This is a genomic window from Arthrobacter sp. R4-81 (assembly GCF_054792365.1).
In genome coordinates this window covers 2,705,428-2,731,657 of sequence record NZ_CP096445.1, presented here as the reverse complement: position 1 = coordinate 2,731,657, position 26,230 = coordinate 2,705,428, and the positions used below count along the sequence as shown (strand labels likewise).

17 protein-coding genes are annotated in these 26,230 nt (G+C 58.4%); 10 read left to right on the top strand and 7 right to left on the bottom strand.

The annotated features are described in order from the left end of the window. Positions 1–14 precede the first annotated feature (14 nt). Together M1E05_RS12810 and M1E05_RS12805 are read right to left on the bottom strand one after the other, a co-directional pair. Positions 15–5,018: a hypothetical protein gene (locus tag M1E05_RS12810; protein ID WP_461163174.1), complete on the bottom strand. Its 5,004-nt coding sequence runs from the start codon at positions 5,016–5,018 to the stop codon at positions 15–17. A gap of 196 nt (positions 5,019–5,214) precedes the next feature. Further along, the gene (locus M1E05_RS12805) at positions 5,215–5,913 is read right to left on the bottom strand and encodes a hypothetical protein (protein ID WP_461163173.1); all 699 of its coding nucleotides are present in this window, start codon (positions 5,911–5,913) and stop codon (positions 5,215–5,217) included. A 311-nt stretch (positions 5,914–6,224) separates the two neighbouring features. Between M1E05_RS12805 and M1E05_RS12800 the strand changes: the two genes are divergently transcribed. Together M1E05_RS12800 and M1E05_RS12795 are read left to right on the top strand one after the other, a co-directional pair. Further along, positions 6,225–7,196, top strand: coding sequence for a hypothetical protein (locus tag M1E05_RS12800; RefSeq protein WP_461163172.1), 972 nt, complete (start codon positions 6,225–6,227; stop codon positions 7,194–7,196). After that, complete coding sequence (locus M1E05_RS12795) at positions 7,189–8,643, top strand: hypothetical protein (protein ID WP_461163171.1); 1,455 nt, start codon at positions 7,189–7,191, stop codon at positions 8,641–8,643. Before M1E05_RS12800 ends, M1E05_RS12795 begins: the two co-directional genes overlap by 8 nt. Positions 8,644–10,268: 1,625 nt before the next feature. Here M1E05_RS12795 and M1E05_RS12790 read toward each other — a convergent pair. The 3 genes from M1E05_RS12790 to M1E05_RS12780 all read right to left on the bottom strand — a co-directional run bounded on the left by M1E05_RS12790 (position 10,269) and on the right by M1E05_RS12780 (position 14,590). Next, a complete protein-coding gene (locus M1E05_RS12790; RefSeq protein ID WP_461163170.1) occupies positions 10,269–11,432 on the bottom strand; it encodes a serine hydrolase domain-containing protein in 1,164 nt (387 codons plus the stop codon). Positions 11,433–11,885: 453 nt separating this feature from the next. Next, positions 11,886–12,986 carry a hypothetical protein gene (locus tag M1E05_RS12785; protein WP_461163169.1) on the bottom strand — a complete coding sequence of 367 codons (1,101 nt, stop codon included), beginning with the start codon at positions 12,984–12,986 and terminating at the stop codon, positions 11,886–11,888. A 1,004-nt stretch (positions 12,987–13,990) separates the two neighbouring features. Next, a complete protein-coding gene (locus tag M1E05_RS12780; protein ID WP_458114336.1) occupies positions 13,991–14,590 on the bottom strand; it encodes a TetR-like C-terminal domain-containing protein in 600 nt (199 codons plus the stop codon). An 81-nt stretch (positions 14,591–14,671) separates the two neighbouring features. On the opposite strand from M1E05_RS12780, the gene M1E05_RS12775 reads away from it, so the two are divergent. From M1E05_RS12775 to M1E05_RS12740, 8 genes are all read left to right on the top strand, one after another. Next, positions 14,672–15,697 carry an AvrD family protein gene (locus M1E05_RS12775; RefSeq protein ID WP_461163168.1) on the top strand — a complete coding sequence of 342 codons (1,026 nt, stop codon included), beginning with the start codon at positions 14,672–14,674 and terminating at the stop codon, positions 15,695–15,697. A gap of 163 nt (positions 15,698–15,860) precedes the next feature. Next, positions 15,861–16,403, top strand: a complete 543-nt coding sequence (locus M1E05_RS12770; RefSeq protein ID WP_461165240.1) for a hypothetical protein — start codon at positions 15,861–15,863, stop codon at positions 16,401–16,403. A 134-nt stretch (positions 16,404–16,537) separates the two neighbouring features. Beyond that, on the top strand, positions 16,538–17,065 hold the full coding sequence (locus tag M1E05_RS12765) for a PadR family transcriptional regulator (RefSeq protein WP_461163167.1): 528 nt from the start codon (positions 16,538–16,540) through the stop codon (positions 17,063–17,065). Beyond that, positions 17,062–17,775, top strand: coding sequence for an ABC transporter ATP-binding protein (locus tag M1E05_RS12760; protein ID WP_461163166.1), 714 nt, complete (start codon positions 17,062–17,064; stop codon positions 17,773–17,775). The genes M1E05_RS12765 and M1E05_RS12760 overlap by 4 nt, the downstream gene beginning before the upstream one ends. Next, complete coding sequence (locus M1E05_RS12755; protein WP_461163165.1) at positions 17,772–19,952, top strand: ABC transporter permease; 2,181 nt, start codon at positions 17,772–17,774, stop codon at positions 19,950–19,952. The genes M1E05_RS12760 and M1E05_RS12755 overlap by 4 nt, the downstream gene beginning before the upstream one ends. A 198-nt stretch (positions 19,953–20,150) precedes the next feature. Beyond that, positions 20,151–20,444, top strand: a complete 294-nt coding sequence (locus M1E05_RS12750; protein WP_458114330.1) for a lactococcin 972 family bacteriocin — start codon at positions 20,151–20,153, stop codon at positions 20,442–20,444. A 198-nt stretch (positions 20,445–20,642) separates the two neighbouring features. Then, entirely contained in the window at positions 20,643–22,706 is a 2,064-nt protein-coding gene (locus M1E05_RS12745) for a hypothetical protein (RefSeq protein ID WP_461163164.1), read from the top strand. Further along, positions 22,690–23,400, top strand: coding sequence for an ATP-binding cassette domain-containing protein (locus M1E05_RS12740; RefSeq protein WP_461163163.1), 711 nt, complete (start codon positions 22,690–22,692; stop codon positions 23,398–23,400). Before M1E05_RS12745 ends, M1E05_RS12740 begins: the two co-directional genes overlap by 17 nt. Before the next feature lie 861 nt (positions 23,401–24,261). On the opposite strand, the gene M1E05_RS12735 is transcribed toward M1E05_RS12740, so the two are convergent. Together M1E05_RS12735 and M1E05_RS12730 are read right to left on the bottom strand one after the other, a co-directional pair. After that, positions 24,262–24,558: a DUF4192 family protein gene (locus M1E05_RS12735; protein ID WP_461163162.1), complete on the bottom strand. Its 297-nt coding sequence runs from the start codon at positions 24,556–24,558 to the stop codon at positions 24,262–24,264. A 664-nt stretch (positions 24,559–25,222) separates the two neighbouring features. Continuing rightward, a complete protein-coding gene (locus tag M1E05_RS12730; RefSeq protein WP_461163161.1) occupies positions 25,223–26,146 on the bottom strand; it encodes a glycoside hydrolase family 43 protein in 924 nt (307 codons plus the stop codon). Positions 26,147–26,230 lie beyond the last annotated feature (84 nt).

Genomic DNA, 26,230 nt, shown 5'->3' with positions numbered 1-26,230 from the left:
ACTTTTTCGTCTGTTCAGCGTGAGTATTCTGCGAGGGTCCTGTTGCCTGCGTACACCAGACGGTCGACGAGGTTGAGCCAGTTGCTTCCAGCTCCTCGTGCGTCGGCCTCGGGCTTGATCTCCACCAGCCACTCGTCCATCGGCGCATAGGAGACGAGCTGTCGGTCCGTCCGCGAAAGGCACATTGCGTCAAGCCAACTCAGACCTTTGCTCAACTGCGTGTTGATTGGGAGTTGGCGCAGGAACCGGATGAGCTCGAGCAGGCATGAGGATCTGCCGGCCGAGTATGGGAGCCACCGAGGAATAAAGTCCAAGAGATCGTCGGGTTTCACCCACTCGAAGGCGTGGTGGCCGAGCTCATCATGCAGTGACTGGGTAGTCCCAGGATGATTCGGAAGAAGGTGGCTCAATGCGTAGTCACTGAAGCCGACTGCCTGGTCGTAGATGGCCCTGTTCGCTTCCACCTGGTCGAGGACGTGTGCGAATAGGGTCGGCCAAACTTCTCTCGCCGCCTCAGCGAGCTCTTGGGTCTCTGCTCCGACCGCGGCCAAGTCCCGCAGGAACGCGCTGAACATGTCGCTGGCAGGGGCAAGGGCCGTGACGTACTCAAACAGCAGGTCGTCGACTGGGTCCGCGCGCGACTGGATGTGCAGCAGTGCCCGTGCCGCGGAAATAGTCTGGGCGCCGCGGTCGTCAACAAAGTAGCCGTCGTCGGAAAGCTCCTGGGTGACCATGGCGTGTGCCTGTGCCTTCAGGAGCGCTTCCAGGTGCTGTTGGGCGATCTCGGCGACGCAGGCGCTGGACGAGGAGGCGCGCCCGAGCGCGCGGATGGTCGCACTGAGGCGGGACGTCTCGAGCCTCTCCGGTGCAATCACAGGAATTCGAACCATGACGTCGCCGGTTACCATGACTTGGGGGAATTGCTGAAGCGCGTCATCGAACTCGCCGATTTCGCAGAGCCGGGCGAGGTCGAGCACCCACTGGTAGGCGGTCAGATGCAGACATGGGTCCCCTGAGCACGGATGCTCCCAGATGGTGTCACACGCGCGGGAGAACCTCAGGCAGGTGTCCGTTGCTGCGAGTGGACCGAGGGCCGAGGCCGCCGCGGCGACATCGTCCGGGGTGGCACCGGCCTTCTGGAGTTGTTCGGCAAGTTCAGGAAGAAGCAGGTGCGGGATGGCTGCGGCGGCGGCTCCTCGCGTTCCAATGTCGTTCTCAAACCTGAGTGCGTCGCTGTCGCCTGCGGCGTCCTGCGCAGCCCTTTCGAGGATGCCCAGGATGGAAGTGATCGCGAAGGAACTATTCTGGCCGAATGCTTCGGGATTTCCTTCCGCGGCGCTACGGATTGCGGCTGATGCAACGTAGGCGAGTGCGAGGAACGGGTCGGATGCTGCGAATGCAGGTGGGTTGTCGTGCAGCTCCTTGACCAGTGCTAGGTCATCCGCAATCTCAGCCGGAGTTGGCGGCGTCCAACCTTCTTTCTGCTGTCGTGCCGGAATCCAGTACTTGTTCTGGAGCCCTATGAGGAGGTTGCCACGGGCCATGTCGGCTCGCAGCGGAGCGAGCTCTTCTTCAATGATCCTGGGCTCCTTGACCGAGATGAGGACTCCGCCCTCTGTGGGCTGGGTCGTCATGTTGCCTGAGTCGAGCGCGGCTGCCCAGCGCTGGACGGTGGATTCGCCAGCGTGAAACTGGGCGGCGTTAGCGACTAGCTTAGTGCCCAAGTCTCTGAGCTCTTGTTGGCGCTCTGGGCCGGCGGTTACCGCAAGGAACCCTACGATGTCGCGCAGGTACCACTTACGTCGTTCGGGATTTGTGATGCCGTCATCGGGCGCGCGCATGAATCCAACGGTCTCATGAGTTGCTCGGATGGAGTCGAAATCCCACACGAGCGGCTCGACAAGGTAGCGATCAAGCACCTTCGGGTCGTCGGCTAAGTGACGAATGGTGGCGCCGACAATGAGTGCAGGCATGGCCAGGTTCTCGCATCCGTTCAACAGCACTGTCGCCACATTTCCAATCGCAGCCCCGTCGGCGACCATGCGGTCGACCCACCGTTCGACCGCCTGGAGTGCGCTCATGCACGGGTACGGCCCATTGGTATTGCCTCGGTACCATCCCCAGACGTTGCTGTCTCCGACGTAGGCTCGCTCGGTGCCGTCGATCCCAAGCGTGAACTTCGAGCCGGCAGCGACAGCTCCTGAGCCGTCCTCAGCGAGGCAACGGATGTTTGCTGCATGGTTCAGTATCCGGTTCACGACCGGAACCCAGTCTTTGTGCTGACTCATTCGCATCAGAACCCAGAACGACCCATACCCGTGGTTGCTCAAACTTTGGAAGCCGCGTGTCTGGTGGTCGCGTATGCCGTTCCATAGGCTCGAGCCGCTACCGCCCCGGTTGTCGATGTAGTAGGCCTCGGTGAGCTGGAGGAGGAACTTGGGGTCGTACAAACCGAGGCTCCATGCGCTCCAGTCGAGGTCGACTGCCGGCTGGAGTCTCGACGGCGAGTGTTCAGCCACCTCGGACAGGCAGGCGCGTACATCCTCGTTGATATCTGGGCCGAGGAGCGCGACCAACTGGATGTACCGCTCCTGGGTAATCTGCCAGTTCAGGGTACTTTGGCGTCGACTCTTGTTCGTGTAGCCGACAAAGACGTTGAACACGACCTCTTCCTTCGACTCCGTGGAGCTTTCTACGGGAGCGGTCGGCGGGTGGTGGTTCCGCCAGTGGTCAAGTAGGAGGTCTCTTAGAGCCATCCGGGTCGGGTTGCCCGTGGGCAACCCGATCACGATGGCGGAGTTGAGCCATTCGCATACAAAACGGAACACTTCGTCGTCCTGGTGCCACAGCTCGTTGACCTCCTCGATCAGGAGGCGCACGACCGGCTCACCGCGTGGCACGTCGACCATGTTTTCGTGCCGCTGATGGAGCGAAACGACTCTGACGAAGGTCGCGAGAATGTCGTCCGAATCGGCGGCACCTGCGTCAAGGATGTACCGGAGAAGGTCGTACGCGTTCGGCATCTCAAGTACAGCTTCAAGCGGTACGTCCTTCCAGCGGGCCGTGGAATCGTCACCGAGGGCGTCGAACTGGGCCATCAGTGCCGCAAGCTCAGCATTGGGATCGTCCGCACCGGTGAGCTTGCCTTCGCATGCGAGCTTGGCCGCGGACATCGACCATCGCATGGGTCCGGATGTTTTCAAGGTTTCTGTGATGGATGGTGACCGTACCAAGCGGACGGCTGTCGCGAAGCGACGGACTTCTTCGTGCGCGAACTCAAGCTCGGCTTTGCGCAGGTTCTCTGGCGCCACCAAGAGGTCGGCCCGCAGAGCGTCGAGCGCGGCATGGTCAGGGCGAGGGGAGGTTCTCTGGGCCTCCGGCAGTTCGAGCTCGGCCTCGCTCATAGCCACCAGGGCTTCGCTACGCGCTGTCGCTGAACTCCCGCCTGCTGCGCGGCCGATGAGGTTCTTCCAAATCAGCTCAAGACAGCCCCAGTTATCCAGGGGCGTAGTTACCGTGCTGCCGGTCCGAGCTAGAAGATCAACGATCGCCAACCGCCGATACAGCGACTTGGCTGGCAGGTTGCGGAGCGCGCCGGCGATTGCCGGTACCTCCTCTCGTACGACATGTAACTCAGCGTCGTCGAGCCCGGGGACCTCGAACTTCCGAGGCTTCGAGTAGATGCCGATTAGTGTGCCGGCGGCATCCTCAGCGGCGGTGTCGGCGGCGATCAGGATCAGGCCGACATCGGCAGCATGTGCGGCGTCCGCGAGTTCTCGCAGGAGCGGAGCACGTCCTTCGATTGTTGCGTCCGCTGCGTCGACGATGAGGAGGCGCGATGGTGCCGACATCTCGCTGAGTAAGTCGGCGAGCGGCATACCGAGGTCCGATGACAACGCCGCGACGCTGCCGCGGGTCCTCCGCAAGTTGAGGACGACAAACTGAAAGTCGTCGTCGGCTGCGGCAAGCGCCGAGGCGGCCGACAGCGTCAGAGCACTCTTGCCGGTTCCTGATTCACCCGTAATCAGGGCTGCCCTTCGGGTCGTCCCGGCGAGAACGAGCTCAGCTTGGACAGTCTCCCGCAGCTTCGTGCGCGGGAGGTAAACCCCATCCGGCAAGTCGTGGCGGACGGCAACCATTGCAGAGTTTTGTTCGACATCGAGCTGCGCCCATGAAGCTTTTGATCTTCCGGCATGGGGTGCTAGTACGGAGTGGAGTTTGCGTCGAAGTAGGGGAAGATCAGCCACCGAGCCCTTCTGATCGAACTGAGAGGCCCCGGCCGACTGGAGATCGTTGCGGACATCAGAACCACTTTTTCCTGGCCGCGCGAGTGGGTTCAGCCGGTTGCCTATATCCACCCAATCCGATTCGTCGTCGGACTCGACGCGGAAGTTTAGGATCCAGAGTCGCCTGAGAAGCGACCAGACAAGGCTCCGGTGTTCGTCTTGGGTTGTCTTCGGGCGAGCCGTCTTCACCAGCCCGGTCAGATGGTCGTATCGGTTTGCGTGGCCAGCGTGACGCTTCGGCTCGTGTACTTGAAGGTGGAACTCGGCCTCGGTCGCGTTGTCCCGCGCGAGGGAGGCGAGGAGCTGGACCTCCTTCTGTGCAGGTGTCATCCCTGCAACGGCCACCGCGACGTATGCGCGCTCGTCCTCGCTGAAGGTTTCGACCTGATCCAGGAGCGCCCCGACGAGCTCCGCAGTCTTCTTATGGCTCTTGATGAACTTCGGGGCACGCCGGGCGGCGACGTGAACAACAACCCGGGCTTCGCCCCTTTCAGCCTCTATCCGCAGATCATCAACAGGATCCGTGGGGTTGGTCTGGAAGGCAAGCTGAACGACCGGCAGCTCATCGGTTTCCTGGCGGCCTGCGCCGAGTAGCATGTCGGCAAGGTAACTGGTTGCGACCCGATGACCAAGAGTGCTGCCCCCACCACCACCGGCGTAGGGGCTAACCACCGCCACCTCGTCGCCATCATTTGGCGCAGCCTGTTCGCGCGTGGTTTTATCGTCCGCCATGGCCCTAGTTTGCCAAGTCACAAAGCGGTCGGTCTAGATGGGCTTCAAATGAGGCTGATAGGCGGTGTTGTCGCGGAGCATGGCGCACCGCATTTCTTATCAGATTGGTCACCAGCGCTGTCGCTGCTTCCGTCACCTCGGCAGTGTTTAGGACTGAGCTTGAACCGCGTCCACGTGGACGCCGTAACTGTCGCTTTTACAAGCCTGGGTAGTCAGGGCGCGATGGCCTTGAGGCATCAGCCGCTTTCTGAACATCCCACTCTGAGGGATAAACCGAACAGTAAGGTTCGGGCTGACCCCATCGTCCAGCCCTAACTCCAAGTGCGATGGATTCCTTGTCAGAATTTTCCCTAAGGTAGCCGTCCCACAACTGCAGCAGCTTGTCGGAAATATCGATGTCATCAACGACGAACGTGGAATGAGGTTTCAGGTCCGGATTACCAGTGCCTCTGTAGGTGATGACGTGACCTTGGAATTCATCGTGGATATAACTTTGGAAGCGTGGCAGCAGCTCGACGAGCTGAAGAAAGTTTGCACTGCTGACACTCCGCAGGTCCGTAAGCTGGATCGTTGCAGTTGGCAGCGTACGTCTGAGGGAAAGCCGACCCTTCCGTTTGAACCCATCCCGAACCTTTTTAAGTTCTCTCCCTACCAGGAACTTTAACAAGGCCATGCTCAGTCCTGGCACTACTCCAGTCGCTGCCCCGATGCCATATACTCCACAACGAATCGCTGGAATACGCGCCTTGTCGTTTAAGTAGGTGACGCATATGGCGGCTAGATCGTCGGCCTCCGGCGTTAGGTCCGTACCATCGACCATGACAGCTACGTTGACGTAGCCCGCTTCCTGAGGAAGCGACTTGAACTTCGCTGGTGAATCATCTGTAGCTGCCATTGGTCCACTTTCCGGGCTGATTGAAGTTGCCTGACACATTCATACCGTATTTCCCGGATGCCCATTTGTGGGCCAATGACCAGCCGGGCTTGTTGCGGAGGCTCAAATTGTGGTCGATTGTTGGTCGCAATCTGAACCGGGTCGGCGCAGCCTGGTTCATCGACGAGCCCTGACGCTCGCTGATAACAGCGGTCTGCATCTCATTCACGATGTGAGCACAGGGCAATGTGGCGAGCCGGTACGTCCACTTTGTCACCGGCGGTAGATAATCTCTTCTCAGAAGCGAACCGCAATCGAGTTGGGGGATAACGATGGCTGAACAGTTCGACGTAAACAAGGCCATAGAGGGCATTGGCAAGGCCTTGCGAAGTGCGTCGACGCAGATCATCGAGCAGGTTGAAAGCGTCAAGGAAGCCGCCAAAGACACAGTCGATAAAATGGCAGCGAAGGCGCCGGACGCCTACGAGGAGGCTATAGCGGAGTACAACGTGGCCTTCGCCGCGATGAGCGACAGGGGACTTTCGCTCTTGCGCCAGCGCGAACGGTCAGCGGACCTGATCGAGTTCGTCGAGCTGCTGGTGAACAGTATCGCCAACACCCCAAAGTCGTTCGAGACGTCTTTCGGTGAGATCGGCGTCCACAAAGCCGAGTTCCTGGATGCGGAGGAGTTCGCCCGGAAGGATCTCGAAGCTGCCCAGCAGTCTGCTGCCGGCGCGGGCGCTGGGTTTGCCGCGGGAGCTGCAGTCGCGAGCGTAGCGCCAACGGCCGCCATGTGGGTCGCCACCACTTTCGGAACTGCCTCAACTGGTACCGCTATCTCCGCTCTCTCCGGAGCCGCTGCGAGCAACGCCGCTCTTGCCTGGCTTGGAGGCGGCGCCTTGGCTGCCGGAGGTGGAGGCACCGCGGCCGGCGGCGCATTACTGGCGCTGGCCGGCCCCATCGGATGGACGGTCGCAGGAGCCACCCTCCTCGCGTCAATCGCGCTGTTCGCCAAGAAAAAGTTCGACAATCTGGCGGCAAAGCAGGAGGCGCTTGCTGCAGTGAAGCGAAACTCTGCGACGCTCAAAAGCGATGATGCACAGATCGACGACCTCCTCCAGATGACAACCACGCTTCGCGTAGAGCTGGTGAATGGCTACCGGGACGCACTGCCGTACTTTGGCGCAAACTTCCTTTCGCTCTCCGATTCCCACCAGAAGAGGCTGGGAGTCCTCGTGAACAACACGAAGTCGTGCGCAGCCCTGCTAAGTCGGCGCATCGAGCGGGACGCACCTGATGACTGACATGCCGAAGCTCATCGGGAGCAACCAGGAGCAGGCGGTCGCTTCATGGGTGAACTACCTAAATCAACTCCGCATTGACGACCTACTGAGCTCATTCCGCCAGCAGGACGAGAACCTCCTGAACGCACTCACCAGCATCGATGAAGCTATCAGGAAGATCGACCTCGAAGTGGTCACCGCCAATCGCGGCGGACAGGACGGGATGCACGGCTTCATCGCCGAAATCGCCGAGGTCGGTATCAGCAATGCCCGGCAACAGATCCTCGGCCATGAGCCCGTCCACCAATGGGTGAACAACAACGGACCCGTGGACCTGCTCCGCAGCGGCGTGGAGATCCAGCAGAAGTTCGTCGCAGCGGGCTTTTCACTAGGAGCGCTCACTGAGCACCTCCAGAGGTATCCCGACTACGTGCAGAACGGCGGGAAGTACCAGATCCCCGCTGATCACTTCGAGGTGATCAAGAAGCTGTACTCTATGCCGCCCGAAGAAGCAGGAAAGCTCCTGTCGCGCAGCGGCGACGGCCCCTCCTTCAAGGACTGGCAACGGATCGATGCGTTCTTCCAAGAGGGATCGATCGGCTTTGAAGCGCTCGAACCATCAACGCTCAAGTACCACGAGGTACAAAGGGGCGTTTACGAGTCGACCATGGCGGCCGAGGAAACCTCCCTCCTTTCTACCGACCAGTCTCTTCGTGGCAACGCCTATCGGGAGAGTCTGCCAAACCTGCAAGAAGGAGCTACGGCCACAGTTGCAGCTGCCCTGATTGAGGGCGGGACAGCTTTCGTGCTCGCAGTGGTCGCCAAGCGTCGGGAAGGCAAGCGGCTCAGAGAGTTCAGCGAGCAGGACTGGCTCGACATCGCAGGGGAGACCGGCTTCAGCTTCGTCAAAGGCGGAGTGCGAGGCCTCAGCATCTACGCGCTGACGAATTTCACCGCCACGTCAGCAGCTGTCGCAAGCTCAATCGTCACCGCCGCCTTCGGTGTCGCAGAGCAGGCGAATAAGCTCCGCTGTGGCGAGATCGACCAGCTGGAGTTCATTGAGAACGCGGAGCTCGTCGCCCTGGAAGCCGCAGTGAGCGCACTGTCTTCTTTTGCCGGCCAGGCGCTCATCCCAGTTCCAGTCCTCGGCGCCATTATCGGCAACACGGTTGGCACCTTAATGTACAAGGCGGTCGCATCGTCCCTCTCGAAGCGAGAGGCCGAGCTGATCGAGGGCTATCTCGACGAGCAGCGCGTGCTCGACGAGCAGCTCAGCGCCGAGTACCAGGAGCTCATAGAGAAGTTGGACCAAGGCATGTCCGGCTTTCTCGGATTGCTTGAACGAGCCTTCTCGCCTGACGTGGAGGCCGCGCTCTTTGGATCGGTCGAGCTCGCACGAGGAGTCGGCGTGGCTTCAGACGAAATTCTGGACTCCGAGGAGAAGGTTATCGCCTACTTCCTCGACTAGTTTGTTGCAGTCGAAACTTCGGGGTCCAGAGCCCTGCAGATCTCTTCCAAGCGGTCTAGGTATGTATTGAGGCACTCCACTCTTCATCAGACCTGGACTTCTTGCAGCTACTGCTACTCCCGGGGTTTGCGAACGCCAATAGATGATATGTCGTGGGGTGCGCTCTTCGACCTCGTTTGGAACTGTTGGCGGTCGTTGGATTTGGGCATCGTTCGGATAGGGGACCAGCCGCTGGGCATGAGGGGCCGGAGTGCAACTTGGGGAACCGGGTCCGATTAAAAAGTTCGTGAGGAAATAAGCGAAGGAGGAGCGCAGAGCGAAGTTTTTGATCGGGGCCGGCCCGGGAGCGCCCTGGTTGCGGAGAGGGCCCGCCCAGCGATGATGGATCATCAGAACGGCAAGCAGCAGCGATGAAGCATCTCCTCATTGGTTTACCTGCGGGCTGGACTCTGGTCATGCCATTGCCAAGGCTTCAGGACATGAATGCGTGTGAGAGGTGAAACCACCACCATCGTGCCCTGCGAGTCCTCGCTCATGCCGCGCCACATCCATCTGGCACCGACAACGACTGATCTCGGCAACGATCTAGCGCAGGTCTGTGCGCCAGGTGATGCCCATCTCAAACAGCATGGGGCTGGCATGAAACTGCCGCGCCTCCGGAGGGGTGCGGCAGTCGAAATGGATGTACCAACTGGGCAAAAAAGAAGTGTGGACAATGTCCACACTTTTGGCTTCGGATCGGGTCGTACATCGGCCGGACTGGCTCGTATTCGGTATGTTTTCGGAACTTCGCAGTGTTTGCAGGGGCTGGAATGCGGTTCGAGTCCCACCTCGGGCACAGCAGATCCCCTCGTCGGAGGGGATTTTTGCTTTAACGTGTGTACAAAGCTTTGGGGCGTTCCCTCTGACGCTGGTACGCGGGCTCTGGCCTGGCCGCCGCGGTGGCTTATATACGCGGTGGCTTATATAGATGTGTGGGTGGCGGGGTCAGGGTCCTGGCTGGTGGGTCCTCCGCCTGCTGTGGAGCGGTTGCGTGGTTCCTCCTGTCGGTTCTGTTGGGTTGGTCGTGGGTGGCCAACGCCTATTCATGGTTTGGGGTTGCGGGCACAACATGACTGCGTCGGCTTTGGTAAGAAAGTCTTCTGGGGGCTCGTCTTAGACGTTCGCAGAAGCCCTATGTGCTCGCTTTGTCTTGCCAAAGTGGGTGTGGACATTGTCCACACTTATGTCTGTTTTTAGCACCTGGTCACGGTTGGCTTGCTCCGCTCTCCTAGCCTTACAAGCGTTCGTTGACGGCACATGGGTCGAACGACATGACTACCGCCGAGCAAAGTTCTGACGGAGGCTGTTGCTTCGTCCGAGGGGCCTTCCTTGTCATAGGCCTCGGGGCGCGGGGTCGCTCGGGACCGTCGACTGGCGAGCCGACGGTTCTTGGACAGCGGGGCATGAAAGCCCAATTGATTAGGGAGCTTCAAGGCCCCTCTGCCGTCCGTCACGGTGTTTGTCGTCGAGTTTCTGCATTCTGCTAACGGCGCGTGCGTAAAGCTGCATTCGTTCAGCCATGGCCATCATCCGAGGGCGGCGGATGATGGGGCCCTTTGCCTAAGTGCGCTCCGACCAGCGGATCAGCACATGTCGCGGAGGGTCATTTGCGCGATATCCACGATTTCCGCGTCCAACCGGTTTTCTCCGCCTTCGACGTACGGGGCGGGCGGATAGGTGATGGCTATACTCACTTGGCGGTTGCCGTCGGCGCTGGTCATAGAGGCGGTGCCGTATCCGAGGATGTCGCCCGGGTGGCCGAAGGCGAAGCCGTTCGTGCAGGCGTCGTTCCAGCGCCACAGGCCCAATCCATAGAAGGAAGCGTCGGCTCCTTTCATCTCGTCAACGGTGGCTGGCTTCAGGAGTTCGCCCTGCATTAGTGCCCTGTAGAACGTGTTCAGGTCCGAAACGGTGGAAACGATACCGCCTGACGGTGAGCCAATTTGGTACGCGGGGTATGTAACATCCACTAGCTTGGCGTCTATGAGTAGGTAACCGTGGGCCATGTTCGGGGGTGGCGGTCCAGCTGCTGTCATGGACGTCCCCTTCAATCCCAGTGGCTCAATGATGTCCGTCTTTATGACGTCGCCGATGGGTTGCCCCCGAAGCTTTTCCACCAGCATTCCCAGCGCAACGTAGTTCGAGTGCGAGTAATCGGTCTCCGGGACAGGGCCGTTCGTCCACGGCGTTTTTGCAGACGAGGAAAGCCGTTCTGTGAGGCTTAGCCTCGTACCAAGTACCTCGTTCAGGGGCTTGGATGCGAACACGTCCCGGGTGTACTCCGGCATCCCTGATGTGTGGTTCAGGAGTTCGCGGATGGTGATGGGCCCGGGAGGACGCATGAGGCCATCGAAGTCGGCCAAATGTTTGCGGACCGGGTCATCTAGTTTGATTTTGCCTTCCTCAGCAAGTTTTAGGACAGTCACGGCAACCATGGACTTCGTGACGCTGGCGATTTCTACAGGATCTGAGAGTTGCACGGGTTCTTTGCTCTCCAGGTTTCGGACGCCGATCGCCTGGGACCATTCCTGGCCGTCTTTCCTGACGTGGATCAGGACGGCTGGTGCGCCGCGTTCGATCATGGCCTTGCCGAATATTTCAAGTTCCGAGTAGGGGTTGGGGGATGCAGATGGCTGCTCGGGCGGATTCGGAGCCGGTGTGCAGCCTCCAGTACCAACGATCATCGCCGCTGCGGCCGTGAATGCCACCAGCCGCAGGAACGGTGGTTGAAGCCGGAATCCCGCCATGGCATCAGATCCTTTTGTGCCTGCCGGCATTTGCGCCGGGAATCGGCCATACCTGCCAGAATCCTCATGTTCCTCACGGGATGCCCGGTGGTCAATAGCCGGCCGATCGGCGCGACCGTCGGGATCCTACAAGGGAGCGCTCCGCCCTCTGGGGATCCTGTTGTGGCTCTCTGGGCGAAATCCGTGGACGCGGCGAATTCCCGGCACCGCCGGTAAGCGGGACTTCTGGTTTCAGGTTCGTCTTGTGTCAGGCATAACGCTGTTCTAAACCTGTAAACAAGGGGCCACGCGAACGGGCAGGAGAAAACGTCCCTGCCAGCGATTAGATCTCCGCAAGTCAGAAGCGAACGCGGGCGCTGGTGTGCAAGTAGAGGCGAGATGCGCCAAGGCGCCATATTCGACCGTTTTTGAATACTGCTTAACGCTTTTGGGAGGGATGGTTAGCCCGGTCTCTTAGTTGAGTGGAAGTCCGAAGTGGTGGGTGTAGCTCGTCGCGTTCATGGACTTGAATGGTTCCTCGCATGTTCCCGTTATTGCTGAACAAACCGAGATACCCGGGCCGATCAGGCTCAACTCTTCAGGCCCGGCCCAGCCGTAGCGCTGCTTGAAACCGCGTTCGATCTTGACCGCTGCCCCGGTCGCCGTCTCGACGATCAGGTCATAGGCCGGGGCGTACCAAAACCGGCCACCAGGGCTGAGGGCACTGCCGAAAGCCGTCCGGTCTCCATAGGAAGAGTGGACCGATGACAAGACAGTTCCGTCAGCGTTCTCGAAATCGATGCGATCCTCCCTCTCCACCGCCCAAATGTCTCCGCTGACATCGGCAACGGGCCGGTCGCTCAGTTGAGGAACTTCGCCGGCGGCCCACCGCCAAACCCACACATCCCCGGTGGCCCCTCCACCTGGGGAGCTTGCGTAGTAGACGGCGGCATCATCGATTGATCCGTAAACCACACTTTTTTCGGCGGGTAGAGACGGGATTGGTGCCTGGGCGAGCACCTCCCCGGTGCTTGGACGGACGACGACGATGTCCCCGCTGTATGCGCCCCTTTGGACCCAAGAGACCAGGTCATGGCTGGGGTTACCGACTATGTCCCGAATGTCCCGAAACTCGCCCCATTGACGGCCCGCGCGGGTTTCTTTGGGTTCCATCCAGGCGAGCTCCCTGCTGCCGTGTTCCCAGTCTGCCCAAAGAAGCCTCGACGTCTCGGCATCCACATAGACCACACCAGTGGATGTCGTTGTGAATGACGCCACGCGAGCCGGTGGCCATCTGTTTTCCCCGACATATAGGTTTCCCGCATCCGTGTAGAACAGGGCATCAGGGCCCCAGCCTTCGCGTGCGGCATCAGATAATTCAGATTCCGAAGTCGAAGGCACCGGAAAGGCCGAACCGGGAAGCGGCCTCTCCCCATCCGGCTCCTCATAGGTGCAGCCGCCGACCCAAAACGTCAATCCCAGGCTGATAATGAGCGCCGCTACCCGCTTACGCCCTGATTTACGACTCCACACCCCGCTGCTCGCTTCCACACCTTCACCTTCGAGGGGTGTCATGGAGCTCATCGATCCACCAAGCCGCTACAGGGTTACTGTGAGGCCCCGCAGCCGGGTGGCCCCGCGGGCGGCCCGAGATGGGATGCCGTCGCCTCAAGTCTCCTCCGGCACAGAACCCGTGACAATGAAGAGTTGTACGGGGCCAAATTTTGGGGCAGCTTTTCACTGCCCGGTTGTCACTTTCAGAAGGTGACGGCACAAACCTTCCCGTGTTTTCGGGGGTCGTGAAGACTTCTGAACGCTGGCTTGTCGGTATCCCTCTGCACAAAGGTCCTTTCTGCTCGGTACTCCTGTTCCCAAACGAGGGACGCGTGCACGCCGATCCTGTTCGAATTGAGCGCGAGGGAACATCAGACGATGACGGATTCCCGTAGGAATAAGCCCAGGAGTCGGGCTGCAGTGATCGGGTCGATGGGCGGTGCGGGTTCTGAAAATGAAGTGTGCAGATGACTTCTGACATTTTGTGCAGTCGACTTCTGGAACTGACAGCCCGGCCCAGCGATGATGGATCATCAGAACGACAAGCAGCAGTCATGAAGCATCTCCTCATTGATTTACCTGCCGGCTGGACTGTGGTCACCCATTCCCCAGGCTTCCGGCCATGAATGCGTGTGAGAGGTGAGACCACCGCCATCGTGCCCTGCGAGTCCTCGCTCATGCCGCACCACCTCCATCTGGCACCGACAGCGACTGATCTCGGCAACGATCTAGCGCAGATCTGTGCCTCAGGTGATGCCCCTCTCAAACTGCATAGGGCCGGAAAAGATGTGTGGACAATGTCCACACTTCTCGCTTCGCGCCGGGTCGTACATGGGCCGGACTGACCGGTCGTTGGATGTGTTGGGGCTTCTGATATCGGAGTCAGTGCTGGGTAATAGGCGCCGGAATGCACTTGCGTACCGGCGGGTCAGGAATTTTCGAGAAGAAATAAGGGACGGAGGAGCGCCGAGGGAAATTCCTGGCTAAGTCGGAGCTGACTTAGAATGGCTAGAGGTCTTTGCCATTCAGCTGAAATCGACATGCCCTTGGAGTTCGTTCAACGCCAGTTGAGTGGTACGGCGGGCCAGTTCGCCGCCAAGACCTTCACCTGTCACCGGGAGCAGTGCCCGGGTGAGAATAGGGCTGAGGAGCAGGTCGCATACCCAGTCGATATCGAAGCCGGATCCCGATATCTCCCCCCGCTCCACCGCGGCGCTAACCACACCGAGAACTACCGCCCGTCGCGGTCGGATGAATTGTTCAGCATACAGCTCTCTGACATGAGCGTCGGTGCGCACGGATTCGAGCAGTCCGGGAAGATTGTTGCGCATCAGAGGATCTGCAAACATGGCGACCTCATCATTTTGGAGCCGGAGCAAATCTTCAGCCAAAGATCCGGTGTCGACCTGTGCCTCAGTCCCGAAGCGATGTCTGATCACATCAAACGCCAAATGGGCCACGTTTCGGTATCGGCGATAAAAACTCGGACGGGTGGTGCCGACCTCGCTGACAAGTCCATCAATGGTCAACCCTGAGAATCCCTCTGAGGTCATAACTCGTTCAGCCGCCTGACGCAGCGCATCTCCGATCTCACGATCTTGGGGGCGGCCACGCTTGATTGACATCTGATGAGCCTATCAACCTTGGGAAGCACGTCTGAGTTACCGGGACAAGCTACTTTTGTTTAAAGGATAGTCTGTAAATAAATGCGGCCCGTAAGAGGGTTGTGGGGACAAGAAGGAGGGCGCACCTTGGGGGCTGCCGCCAGTTCGATGCTGTTAGAAGACGCACTTGGGCCGTCAGAGGGGCGCTACTTTGGCGCGGGCTACAGGAACGTTCGTCACGTGGTCTCCGAGGAGCCGCTGGTTTCACCAGGAAACGGCGAGAACAAGTGGAGGGGAGAAGTCGCCTATCCCCTAAATTGGTCGCTCAATGCTGATGGGACAGAGCGGGCGCCTCATCTCAGTTCAGTGGACGCAGTTGTGCTCCCCTTACTTGCAGTTGAACGCCAATATCAAGACGCCTCGATGGCAAGCCTGATGCCGCATCGTTGGGTGAGGAAGCTGGAACTTCGCGGAGGGAGAGTGCCGTGGACAGACCTCGCTCGGGTACCGCTTTCCTTTTCAGCTTTGCCCACGCTCCGGTTCCAGGAAAGCACAGAAATGCAAGCCACCGTGGGAAACATGCGCGTCCGTATAGAACTTGTAAAAGGACGGTGCTCCAACACCAATCTGACCCCAACGCCTACCGTTGCGTTTCCGAGATCCGTTTATGCTGGAGGCTACTGGCCCACTGACTCCCGTTCAGTAATTACAAATTTCAGTTCGGACAGCCGCGCCATCGAATCTGAACATGAGCTGCTCCATACTCATGTCACGAGCGCGGCGCCTCAAGGGCTGGGGACCCAGTACTGGCCTGCGCCCACAGCCATTGAATATCTGGTGACCATGGGGCAACTGACTCAGGCCCTCGTATATCGAGTCTGCGAGACCAACAGAGCAACAGTGGGGAATCTTTGGATGCGTACATTGCGAATTTCGATGCCGTTTCAGCCCACAGCCAACAGTCTTCGCTATCGGGCAAGGACAAGTATCGAGCAGGACTCTGAGATCACCATAGGTCATACTCGCCTGCGCACGCTTCGGGTCACTTCGCGAACCTCCGATGGGGTCCAGGCAGAGGCATCGTTAGCTTTCGTCTGCGGGGCAGCCACCGACATTGGTGAACGATGAGTCAGCGGCGCGGGGCTCTCCAAGGGACTGCGGATGAATATCCTACAATCCCTATGGCCCTAACAGGTGGTGTAGCCAGATGAATGGTTCTGACCTAATTCTTAGACCAGAGCTGATCCTTCAGTCAGCCGCACAGATACTCACGCAGAATAGATACTTGGATGTGTGCCTTGATGATGTGGCAGCTGAGGGCGGGTTGCCGCTATGTGACGTCGAAGCCACTTACGGAAACATGCGCAGCATTGCTATCGCCATTCTCGACGCCGAAGGGGCAAGCATGCGTATCGCCCAACAAGTCGCCATTTTACGTGCCCAAGGCCAACCTCTTGACGTCCTGAGGCACACCTTTCGAATCGTAGGCCGCAATATGCAAACAATGCCCGTGGTACGTGCGGGTATGCGCTTGGCCATCGAATCACACGAGCAATTCCCTGAACGCAATATCGACCCCTATCGGACTTGGCGGGCTTTTATCCTCGCCCAACTTTCGGACGCTAGGGATCTGGCAATGCTGAATCCCGAAGTTGATATTGAGGCCGTCACGTGGCTTCTGGTTTCCTCAGGCATGGGAACGAAAGAGCTTGTCAGCTTTACAGGTGCTTGGGACGAGGTGAGCCAGCGCCTCGATGTAGCTCTGGATACTGTGCTGGGCCTAATCAGCACCAATTCCGAAGGACAGGCAAATGGGTTCCCTACGCCTGTATGAGGATCATCCGGCGCCTATTGAACCTATTGCCAGTAGCGGACTCAGCGCTGACAAAATCGGACCGGATATTGGACGTGTCATCGGGAAAACTAGCCATATACACGGGGTGTATATCTGCAGTGTATAGTTCAGGCATGGACAACACACAAACCCTGTTAGGGCTACTGGCGACAGGCCCGAGTTATGGGTACGACTTGAAGCAGAGTTACGATCGCTTTTTTGGGTCGAAGAAGCCGCTGGCTTTTGGCCAGGTGTATTCAACTTTGGGTCGACTGATCCGCGACGGCTTGATAATTGCTTTAGGCCAGGAAGCCGGAATCGGACCCGAACGAAAAAGGTATGAAATCACAGCCCCAGGCCGTGACCACGTGAACAAATGGATGTTCACTCCAGAGGTCCCGGCCCAGCGGTTGCAGAGCAATCTTTTCGCAAAAACCGTCATCGCACTGCTATTGGAAGATGACGCTGACCGTCTGCTAGATGTGCAACGAACGGAACACATGACACGTCTTAGGGAACTAACAAGTGCAAAACGGGGTGCCGATTTAATGACGGTGTTGTTGTGCGACTACGCCCTATTTCACATCGAAGCGGATCTGCGCTGGATCGATCTTACTGCGGCGAGATTGACCGACCTTCGAGGACAGGTGATGAGCGCGTGAATGAGTTGACCGATTCCTCCATCCGTCCCATCTTGAGTGGGCGCGCGCTGCAGATGACATATGGCCAGACAAAAGCGCTCCGAGACGTGGACATCGACATCTATCCAGGTGAAATTCTCGCAGTAATGGGACCATCAGGGTCTGGAAAATCAACGCTCTTGCATGCCTTGGCGGGGGTAATTGTCCCTGACGAGGGAGCCGTCTCGTACGACGGAACTGACCTCACCCGTCTAAATGAGGCCAGGCGGGCACAGCTGCGACTAGGAGATTTTGGGTTTGTGTTTCAGTTTGGACAGCTTCTGCCGGACCTCACGGCGCTCGACAACATCACGATTCCTCTCCTCCTTTCCGGAGTGAAGCGAAAGCAGGCGCTTCGCGAGGCTGAGAGTTGGTTGACTCGATTGGGCCTGGACGGCCACGGCAATAAACGTCCCGCTGAACTCTCCGGAGGGCAAGCCCAACGAGTCGCAATAGCGCGGGCGTTGGTCACTGGACCACGGGTAGTCTTCGCAGATGAACCGACCGGATCGCTAGACTCGCTTGCGGCAGAAAAAGTGATGGTAACGCTAACGGAACTGGCGAGGTCACTGGGAACAACAGTGGTCGTGATTACGCATGATCCGCGGACTGCATCCTATGCTGACCGCGAGATTATCGTTCGGGACGGTCGAATCACTGCTGGCCAGTCTGTAACGGCGGTTTCTGCATGAGCGTCGAAGTCACCAAGCTTCTTGTGGCCGGCAATCAGGAATCAAAGTGGCGTTTGGCGGGAATCTCTTCCGGCGTGGCTGTTGGTGTTGCCCTGTTCTTGCTGCTGTTGGGCTCATATAACGGGCTCATCGAACGGGACCAGCGTTCAGCTTGGACGCAACTCTCCGGTGCCTCGGCGGAGCCGTTGACCACAGGGGTTAGCGAAGTCGGAAGGGACCAAGTACTTGCCGCTGTTTCATATGACTACTTCGAGGGACGCATAATTACCCGAATGAATGTCGCCGCACCTCAGGGAGCTTCGCTGTCGATCCCTGGAACCCGGCACATCCCGGAGCCGGGCATGTACCTGGCCTCTCCGGCTCTTGCCGACATGATTGGCTCCGTGCCGCCTGACGAGTTAGGGCAACGGTACGGGAACTCGATGGGAGCCTTGCCGGACGGTGCCCTTGCGAGTCCCGATTCACTAGTCATCGTCGTCGGCCAGACACTTGACGAGTTAGCGGCCGCTCCCAGCGTGATGGTGGTAAGCAACTTTGAGGGCAGTGCCTTCGGCGGGAACCCCGCTTATCAGACCGTCGCCGTGATCGGAGGGATAGCCGTACTGATCCCGGTTCTCCTCCTAGTTGGTATTGTTGCTGACTTGGGAGCCACCGAACGGCGGGAGAGGTTCGCGACTCTCCGCCTGATCGGGGCGACACCGCGTACAGTCGCCCGGATAGCCGCAACCGAGACGGCGATCACCAGCTTCGCAGGGGCCCTCGTGGGTGTGGTTTTGGCCCTTTTTTTCGTTCCTTTGGCCGCTGGGATCTCCATAGACGAGGGTTCGTTCTTCCCCTCTGATCTTTTCGTGGGCCCTTTGTCCACCGGAGTCGTCGTAGTCGGAACCGTTCTGGCCACTACGCTCGTGGCGTGGCACCGCACACGACGCGCGGAAATTGGCCCCTTGGGCAATTCGAAGCAGCAGCATGAGCGCAAACCAAGACTTGTGACGTTGCTACCCCTCGCCGTTGGTGTGAGCAGTATGGTTTCCATCGGCGTTGCTAGCACCAACAAACTGAAGGTCCCCCACGCTGATTTGGTGCTCATCGCGGGTTTCATCCTGACGACCATAGGTTTGCTCTACGCGGGCACATACATCACGTACATCATTAGCCGAGCGGCACTACGTTTTGCACGCGGAGCTGCGGGAGTTATAGCCCTGAACCGGATTTCCAGGACTCCCCGCGCAACGTTCCGATCTGTAAGTGGCCTAGTACTGGCTCTGTTCTTGGTGTCAGTAATCGCCGCGTCGATCACGACCGTGCAGCAGGAGAGCGGACCTGTCGACGATTCGCAACACCTGTCAATGTCCACGCTCATAGGGCCTATCAGCACGCACTCTGCGCCACCCGAAAATGAGCTCGCCCAACTGGAGCAGTCACCAAGTATCCAACATGTTGGCCTCGGCTACTATCACCGGAGTCTTGGTGGACCCTTCTTTCACCGGGCTGATGCGGAAGCATTAGGACTTATCCCGTCTACGAAAGGCGATGGTATCAAGCACGCTGAATTCGTCGAGCTGAACCCGGGCTTCCTAGGAAACGAGGCCATCACAGCTGCTGAAGCCCCCCACGTCGACCCGAATGAGCTCAGCCAGCCCATCGTCCTTATGGAGACCGATGGTACGGAGGAAGGATTAGAGCGGGCACGGACCGCAGCTGTGGCCAGCGGAATACCTTTTGTAGATTCACCGCGCACGCGGGGTGAGGCGCAGTCAACGGATATGATCAGCATTGCGCGCAGCTTCGCAGATTTGGCAAATCTGGCGATCTTGGTGGCAACGCTTATCTCGGCGATTTCACTGGCTGTGGCGACCACGGCCGGCATTCTTGATCGGCGACGGGTTTTCGGCCTCTTGCGGCTCACTGGAATGCCGGCTCGAACCCTGCGGAGAATCATCGTTGGTGAAACGGCACTACCACTTGCTAGTGTTTTCGGCGTCTGCATCTCGCTAGGCTTCCTTGTGGCCTGGGCAATCCTCGCTGGCCTGACCGAGGGCAGACGAACGATTTCCTGGCCTGACCCCGCTTACTACGCTGTTCTGGCGATGAGTATCCTTCTAGCCGTTTTGGCAGTTGCCGCCACTTTCAAGACCGCCCGAAAAATTACCGAGAACCACACCACGCGCTTCGAATAGGATCGCCGGACCCATACTCCAGCACCACCCTCTTAGATTCAGGGATTTCCAGGTGCGTCCTGGATTCTATCTCTCGCAATCTTTACGTTACGGACCAGTTTGTAAATTTATGAAACTGGGAATAGTCTGTGAACGTTCGAGGGAGATGCGCACTTCAAACGGAGTGTTTGCGGCCCTTATTTAGCGAAGGCGGAGCTTATGCAGACGAAGATCAAAAAGATCGCTCTTGGGGGCGCTATGGCTATCGGTATCGGAGTCGCAGGACTCAGTGTTGCTGTGCCTGCTCAAGCCGCGACCCAGTATCCGGGCGGCGGCACGTGGAACTATGGAAACTCCGTGGGGTGGAACTACTCGGACTTTAATATCGGATATAACCATGCTTCGACGGTTGTCTGTGGAGCGAACTCTGACAGGAAAACTGCAGGACCCGGGTCATGGTCCAATGCTGGACTCTGGGCAGCCAGCGGCTGCAACTACTACTACAGCTACTAGATCCCAGACGCATGTTCATCGCTGCTTTCTACCGACGCCCAGTCGATAGCAGACCAGCTCTCACCATGAGATAGAACAGGCCGATATCGGCTGCTCCATGCCGACAGGACAAGGAGCAGCCGATATCGGCTCGCACCACACATACCTAAATGGCCCACCCTGACGGGATTTCGCGTGTTTATTAGAGTTGCTCATCCCGTGCTGAGAATCAGCATTATTTCTGCCGTGATATTCGCCATCGTCGTAGTCTTCCTGTCCTATCAAATGAAGGACGCGAGCATCCCGCCGGGAACGCAGGGCCAATTCGCGGTGACCCGCAGCTCCCTTACCCAGCCGGAAGCCATAGCGGCCATCGACACGGCTGCCCAGAAGCTCAATATCAATGTCTACAAGCGGGGAACCAATCCTGCTCAGGTATCAGCCGCCCCCTGGTACTTCTCGTTTATAGGTAATTCGGAGAGCCACAACAAAAACATGGGGGTACACGGCTACCCCGCCTTTGACCCATCACGGTCGCCATCCACAATTAGCGGAAGTGAAATTGGCAACCAGGGTGTCACCGGCTCATACACAACGACAGCCGGCGGCCCCGTACTCAAATCTCTGCTCGTGGCCCTAGACACCGCCAGTATCGAAAACGAGATCACGAGTGAAACGGCCCTTGAAACTTTTCTTCGCGGCGTCCTCACTACTTCATCAGCACCCATTCTGATCGCACTACTTTTGGCATTGGGTCTTAGCGTCTTCTATACCGCAAGCTATAACCGCAAGTCGTCTGGCATTAAATTCCTGCACGGCTATGGAACCGTCCGACGCGCGGCCGCTGAGTTGTTTGCCTTCAGCCGCCTTTTTTTCGTCGCCGGGCTGGCGCTATCAGCGTGCACAACCGTCTTCCTGCTCTTGTATAACGGGCTGAATCAGTATTTTCAGTTCATGGCCTGGTTGCTGGCCTCCCTTGGAGTCATCTACATTTTCATGCTCCTGGCCTATGCTGCGGCATTGATTGCCTTACCTCCATTGAGAATCGCGCAGCTACTCAAGGGTGAGAAGCCCTTGACGCAGCTGGGGATGGCCGCGGGACTTACACAGGCGGTGAGCCTAGTACTCGTATATGCAGTCGCAACCACGGCATGGACAAGCTATTCGACTCTGACCAAGGATGAGCTGAGCCTTGAGCGGTGGGCCGGCGAAGAACACTCCGTCACCATGCAAATCAACCCCTACACACTCAACGACCGGGATTCAAAGAATATTGACCCAGCCGTTCGCCAGGTTTTTCGCGATTTCCTCCCTACGTACACCGAGATGGATTCTCAAGGCATGGCCGTGTTGAGTGTTCACCCCCGACAGAATCCAAATCAAACTGAGGCGAGAGGGTTGAGCCCGTACAACCCCGAAAGTGGAAACAGCCTGATCGTCAACAATACGTACCTTGACAGAAATGCGGTCTTGGATGAATCAGGTGGGCGGATCATCGCTTTGCCCAAACAACGCAATCACATCGAGCTCCTCGTGCCGAGCAGCGCGAAAAGCGACACTGCCCGAATCGTCAACGAGTTCCGAAACCTGAATTGGCACACGTGGGAACTCGGTACCCCGATGGGCACGCTTCCGCCAGTGGACATATCTGTGACCTATACGAAGGACGGCCAAGATATCTTCAACTACGGCGATACAGCAGACATGAAGAGCTGGATCCAGCGGGACCCGGTCATCGCTGTAGTGACAGAGGCATCTGATTTCTTCAGCGGCTGGTATCTGCTAACCGTAGCCGCGAACAGCGGGCAGATAACGTTCACGGAACCAAAGGAATTGGACAATGCAGTCGTGGCTTCCGGTTTGGACAAGCACCTAGTTGGAGTCAGTTCCTCCAGCATCAGGGCGCTCGAAGAGTTGGATAAGCGCAAGACAGAGATGGCCATGCACCTAGTTAACATTGCCGTTTCCTTCTTGGTTCTCTTGCTCTCGATCAGCATCCTGGCTGCGATTTATGTCGACCGCAATAGAGTGTCCGTCTTTCTGAAGCATGTTCACGGGTGGACCTACTTTAGGACTCATGGTTTTTACGTGCTCATCAATGGGATGGGCGGTGCATTAGCACTTTTGGTAGCCACAAATACGATCAGCGAGCTGGCCCGTACTGAACGAACGCTAGCGCTGCTGATTGGAGGCATCCTCCTTGTTTTCGCCCTTACCGGGGTAATGGTCGCCGTCCAAGCAGATGAAAAGAAGACTCGAGGGGACTATGTCAAGCGATCGTGAACCACAACTGCTGAATTTGGAGAAGACAGAGATGAAACGAACGATTGCTCTTGACCCGATTTCTATCAAGGCGAGCGGAATAGGAAAGCAGTTTGGAGATCGCAATTTGTGGAACGGCATGTCGTTCACCATCCGTGGTGGTGAAATGGTCGCCATCTCGGGCGTCAGCGGTTCCGGCAAAACTACGCTCCTGAACTGCATCGGCCTCCTCGAAAAAATCAGCACGGGCTCTCTAACCATCGGGGACCAGGATGTCTCAAAAATAAGAGGGGCAGGCCGGCGAAATTTCTTCCGGAAAAAGCTGGGGTATCTATTCCAGAATTTCGGGTTAGTCGACTCGTGGACCGTGGATCAGAACCTGGATGTCGCTTTGGCCTACTCAAAGTTGCGATCAGCTGAAAAGGTACGGGAAAAGCTAACTGCGCTCGAGCGAGTTGGCCTAGCCGATCTTCAGCATGAAAAGGTCTTCAAAATTAGCGGGGGTGAACAGCAAAGAACTGCTTTGGCTCGATTGTTGCTCAAGCGTCCGTCGGTGATACTAGCCGACGAGCCTACCGGGTCTCTCGACCGAACCAACGCAGACACTGTGATGAGAATTTTGAAGGAATTTCAGGCGAATGGCGCCATGGTTCTCATTTCTACTCATGACCCTCGAGTTGTTGAGCAGTGCGATCGGACGATTGCTCTGAACTGACGCCGAATGAGGCGGCTCGCAGGAGTGAACCTAAAGTGATCGGAGCGCAGGACCCTTCTACCGTCGGGGCAAAGTCCTTGTCCGGGTGTTGCAGCTGATACGGAGGCTGGCGGTGCCACTGATCACCGATCGGTCCCCGCACGCGCGGCTCGCGGGGTTCCAGGGCTCGTGACCCGCAGACCACATAGCGGAACCGGCCTATTTCGGCCCGGCGAGTTCTCTTCGCTGGAAGTCGCGCAAATGCCCGCACCTAAACCGGGAGGGGCAATTGCTTGCTCAATGTCGGCACATAAGAAGTGTGGACGTTGTCCACACTTTTGGCTTCGGATCGGGTCGTACATGGGCCGGACTGGGCGGATTCGGTATGTTTTCGGGAGTTCCCTGTGTTTGCAAGGGCTGGAATGCGGTTCGAGTCCACCTCGGGCACAGCAGATCCCCTCGTCGGAGGGGATTTTTGCTTCAACGTGTGTACAAAGCTTGTAATGGCGTCCCTCTGACGCTAGGTTCGCGGGTTGTAGCCTGGCCGCCGCGGTGGCCTATTCAGGTGTGTGGGATGGCGGGGTCAGGGTCCTGGCTAGTGGACCCTCCGCCTGCTGTGTAGTGGGGCTATGCGTTCCTTTCTTCGTTGTGGCGGCCCGGGTGGCCGCTTACCTGTTCATGGTCCGTGCCTGTCTTGATGAGATGACTTGGGGAACTTTTTCTAAAGTTTCTTCCTGACTGCCTGCTCCCAGTCGTCTAAGTGTGTGGGCCGGTAAGGACATTTGTCGGGCCAAAGATCGTGTGGACGCTAGCCACACTTAAGTCTGCTTTTTAGCACCTGGTCACGGTTGGCTTGCTCCTCTCTCCTAGCCCTACAAGCATTCATTGACGGCACATGGGCCGAACGATATGACTACCGCCGAGAAGAGTTCTGACCTGGCGCTGTTGCTCGTCCGAGGGGCCTTCCTTGTCATAGGCGTCCGAGCGCGAGATCGATCGGGAGGTGCGGGCGTAGGTGCGTTCGGCGCCGTCGTGCCGGGGGAGGTCTACGCGGAGGGTGGCGCCGACGTGGTTGATGTCTGGTGTGAGGCAGACCAGGCTTTCCTGGGGCCAGAAGCCGAGGGTGTGTCCGATGAAGCTGAGCAGGTCTGCAGGGGATTTGATGGCGAGCGTTTCCATGATTCCGTTTCCTTGATCGCCTTGCCGGTGCTTGTCCGGCCATTGGATGGAGGCGTCGTTCTGATAACGGAGTCACTGCTGGGATCAGGGTCCGGAGTGCAACCTGGGGAACCGACCGAAGCCAGGAATTTCGTAAGGAGATAAGCGACGGAGGAGCGCCGAACGAAATTTTGTGGCGCGGGCGGGGCTTGGCGCCCTGGTTGCGCGGAGGGCCTTGCCCAGCGATGATCGAGTATCAGAATTACAAACAGCAAAGATTTGCTTTGGCTGTTCATGGCCTCGCTTGGAGGGGGCAGCAGTGACGCGAACTCGTGAAGGTGACTTGGCAGTTAGCAGCATGGGCCTCGACCAGCAGCCCACTGCGTTCATGAGGGCTACGAGTTCTACCACGACCGGTGGGAAACGTAGCGTGGCCCGTTTCGTCACCTCCTTCACCACAGCACTAAGTGACATTGAGGGCCTCATCACCAAAGTCTGCGACCTGACCTGGGAAGCAGTTACACAACAAAGCTCAGGCGTGTGACTGGTAGTTTCTACTGGCGCTTTTTCAATGTTCCGGTTGGCTATTGTGACTTGCGTGGGGTTTGAGCCTTTAGCCAAAACAAGAAATCCGCCCCCCTATGTGCTTACCGGTCTGGCGGTCAACGTCCTCGTGATGTGCTGTTCAGAGGGCGGCTGTGGGTGTCAGTGCTTCTGTTGGGTTTTCCTCAGTCGTGACGCCGGTGCTGAAGCCGGCGATTTCGATCATTTTGGTTCGTTCGTTGGGGAGGTCGTTGGGGTGGTGGAAGACAAGCATGGTTTGGGTGGGGGAGGGGTGGAAGAACATCCCGTGCCCGCCGTCTTCGGCCCACAAGGGTTCGGGGTCGTGGTCCCAGGGACCTTCGATGGTGCCGTTCCTGGACCTGGCCAGGCCCATGGCATAGCCATCTTTTCCATGGCTGGACCACAGCATCACTAGTTCGCCGGTGTCTGTTTTTTGGAGAAAGGGCCCGTCAGTGACGTAGTTGGGGGCTTGCGGGGACCCGCCGGGCAGGGGAGTGCTCCAGGCTGCTTCGGAGGCGTTGAAGAGGAAGTACGGCAGGCCGGTTGTTGTCTTCAGGTTCGGTGAGAGGCGCTGCGCGTAGATAGCGCCGTCGTTGATCTGAAGCCATTCGTGGCAGAAGACTATCCAGGGTCGGCCAGTTTTGTCGATGTACAGGGTGCCGTCCAGGCACGCCCAGTCTGCGGGAGTGACAGGCCCCTCGCTCCAGGGCAGGTACGGCCCTGTTGGCTCGTCGGCTTTGAGTACCTGGGTACCGCGGTGGCCGTGGTCGTCAGCGAAGGTGGCGAACATGAAAAAGCTGCCGTTGTATTCGTAGACTTCAGGGGCCCAGAACTGTGTGGTGCCCCAGAAGTGCAGGGGCGGGCGGAACGCGGCGATGGGCCCGTCCCAATTTTGCAGGTCGGAGCTGGTGTAGCAGTCAAAACCGGTGCCCGGGCCGGTCCAGGGCTGATCGTCGGTGGTTCCAAACAGGTAATAGGTGGACCGGCTCGGCAGGTGCAGTATGAACGGATCCCGGATGCGGATGTTCCTGAGGTGATGTGTCATGCGTACGTGTCTCTCGTGTGGAAGGGCACTGTGGTGCGCGCGGCCAGGACAGGCGTCTGTCCTGGCCGCGCACTGCAGGGGCGG

What these genes read in the sequence shown, in the direction of transcription:
- M1E05_RS12785 (WP_461163169.1), bottom strand. Translation starts at nt 12,986, where the DNA reads ATGACACCCCTCGAAGGTGAAGGTGTGGAAGCGAGCAGCGGGGTGTGG.
- M1E05_RS12810 (WP_461163174.1), bottom strand. Translation starts at nt 5,018, where the DNA reads ATGGCGGACGATAAAACCACGCGCGAACAGGCTGCGCCAAATGATGGC.
- M1E05_RS12755 (WP_461163165.1), top strand. Translation starts at nt 17,772, where the DNA reads ATGAGCGTCGAAGTCACCAAGCTTCTTGTGGCCGGCAATCAGGAATCA.
- M1E05_RS12750 (WP_458114330.1), top strand. Translation starts at nt 20,151, where the DNA reads ATGCAGACGAAGATCAAAAAGATCGCTCTTGGGGGCGCTATGGCTATC.
- M1E05_RS12780 (WP_458114336.1), bottom strand. Translation starts at nt 14,590, where the DNA reads ATGTCAATCAAGCGTGGCCGCCCCCAAGATCGTGAGATCGGAGATGCG.
- M1E05_RS12805 (WP_461163173.1), bottom strand. Translation starts at nt 5,913, where the DNA reads ATGGCAGCTACAGATGATTCACCAGCGAAGTTCAAGTCGCTTCCTCAG.
- M1E05_RS12730 (WP_461163161.1), bottom strand. Translation starts at nt 26,146, where the DNA reads ATGACACATCACCTCAGGAACATCCGCATCCGGGATCCGTTCATACTG.
- M1E05_RS12790 (WP_461163170.1), bottom strand. Translation starts at nt 11,432, where the DNA reads ATGGCGGGATTCCGGCTTCAACCACCGTTCCTGCGGCTGGTGGCATTC.
- M1E05_RS12795 (WP_461163171.1), top strand. Translation starts at nt 7,189, where the DNA reads ATGACTGACATGCCGAAGCTCATCGGGAGCAACCAGGAGCAGGCGGTC.
- M1E05_RS12765 (WP_461163167.1), top strand. Translation starts at nt 16,538, where the DNA reads ATGGACAACACACAAACCCTGTTAGGGCTACTGGCGACAGGCCCGAGT.
- M1E05_RS12800 (WP_461163172.1), top strand. Translation starts at nt 6,225, where the DNA reads ATGGCTGAACAGTTCGACGTAAACAAGGCCATAGAGGGCATTGGCAAG.
- M1E05_RS12735 (WP_461163162.1), bottom strand. Translation starts at nt 24,558, where the DNA reads ATGGAAACGCTCGCCATCAAATCCCCTGCAGACCTGCTCAGCTTCATC.
- M1E05_RS12740 (WP_461163163.1), top strand. Translation starts at nt 22,690, where the DNA reads ATGTCAAGCGATCGTGAACCACAACTGCTGAATTTGGAGAAGACAGAG.
- M1E05_RS12775 (WP_461163168.1), top strand. Translation starts at nt 14,672, where the DNA reads ATGCGGCCCGTAAGAGGGTTGTGGGGACAAGAAGGAGGGCGCACCTTG.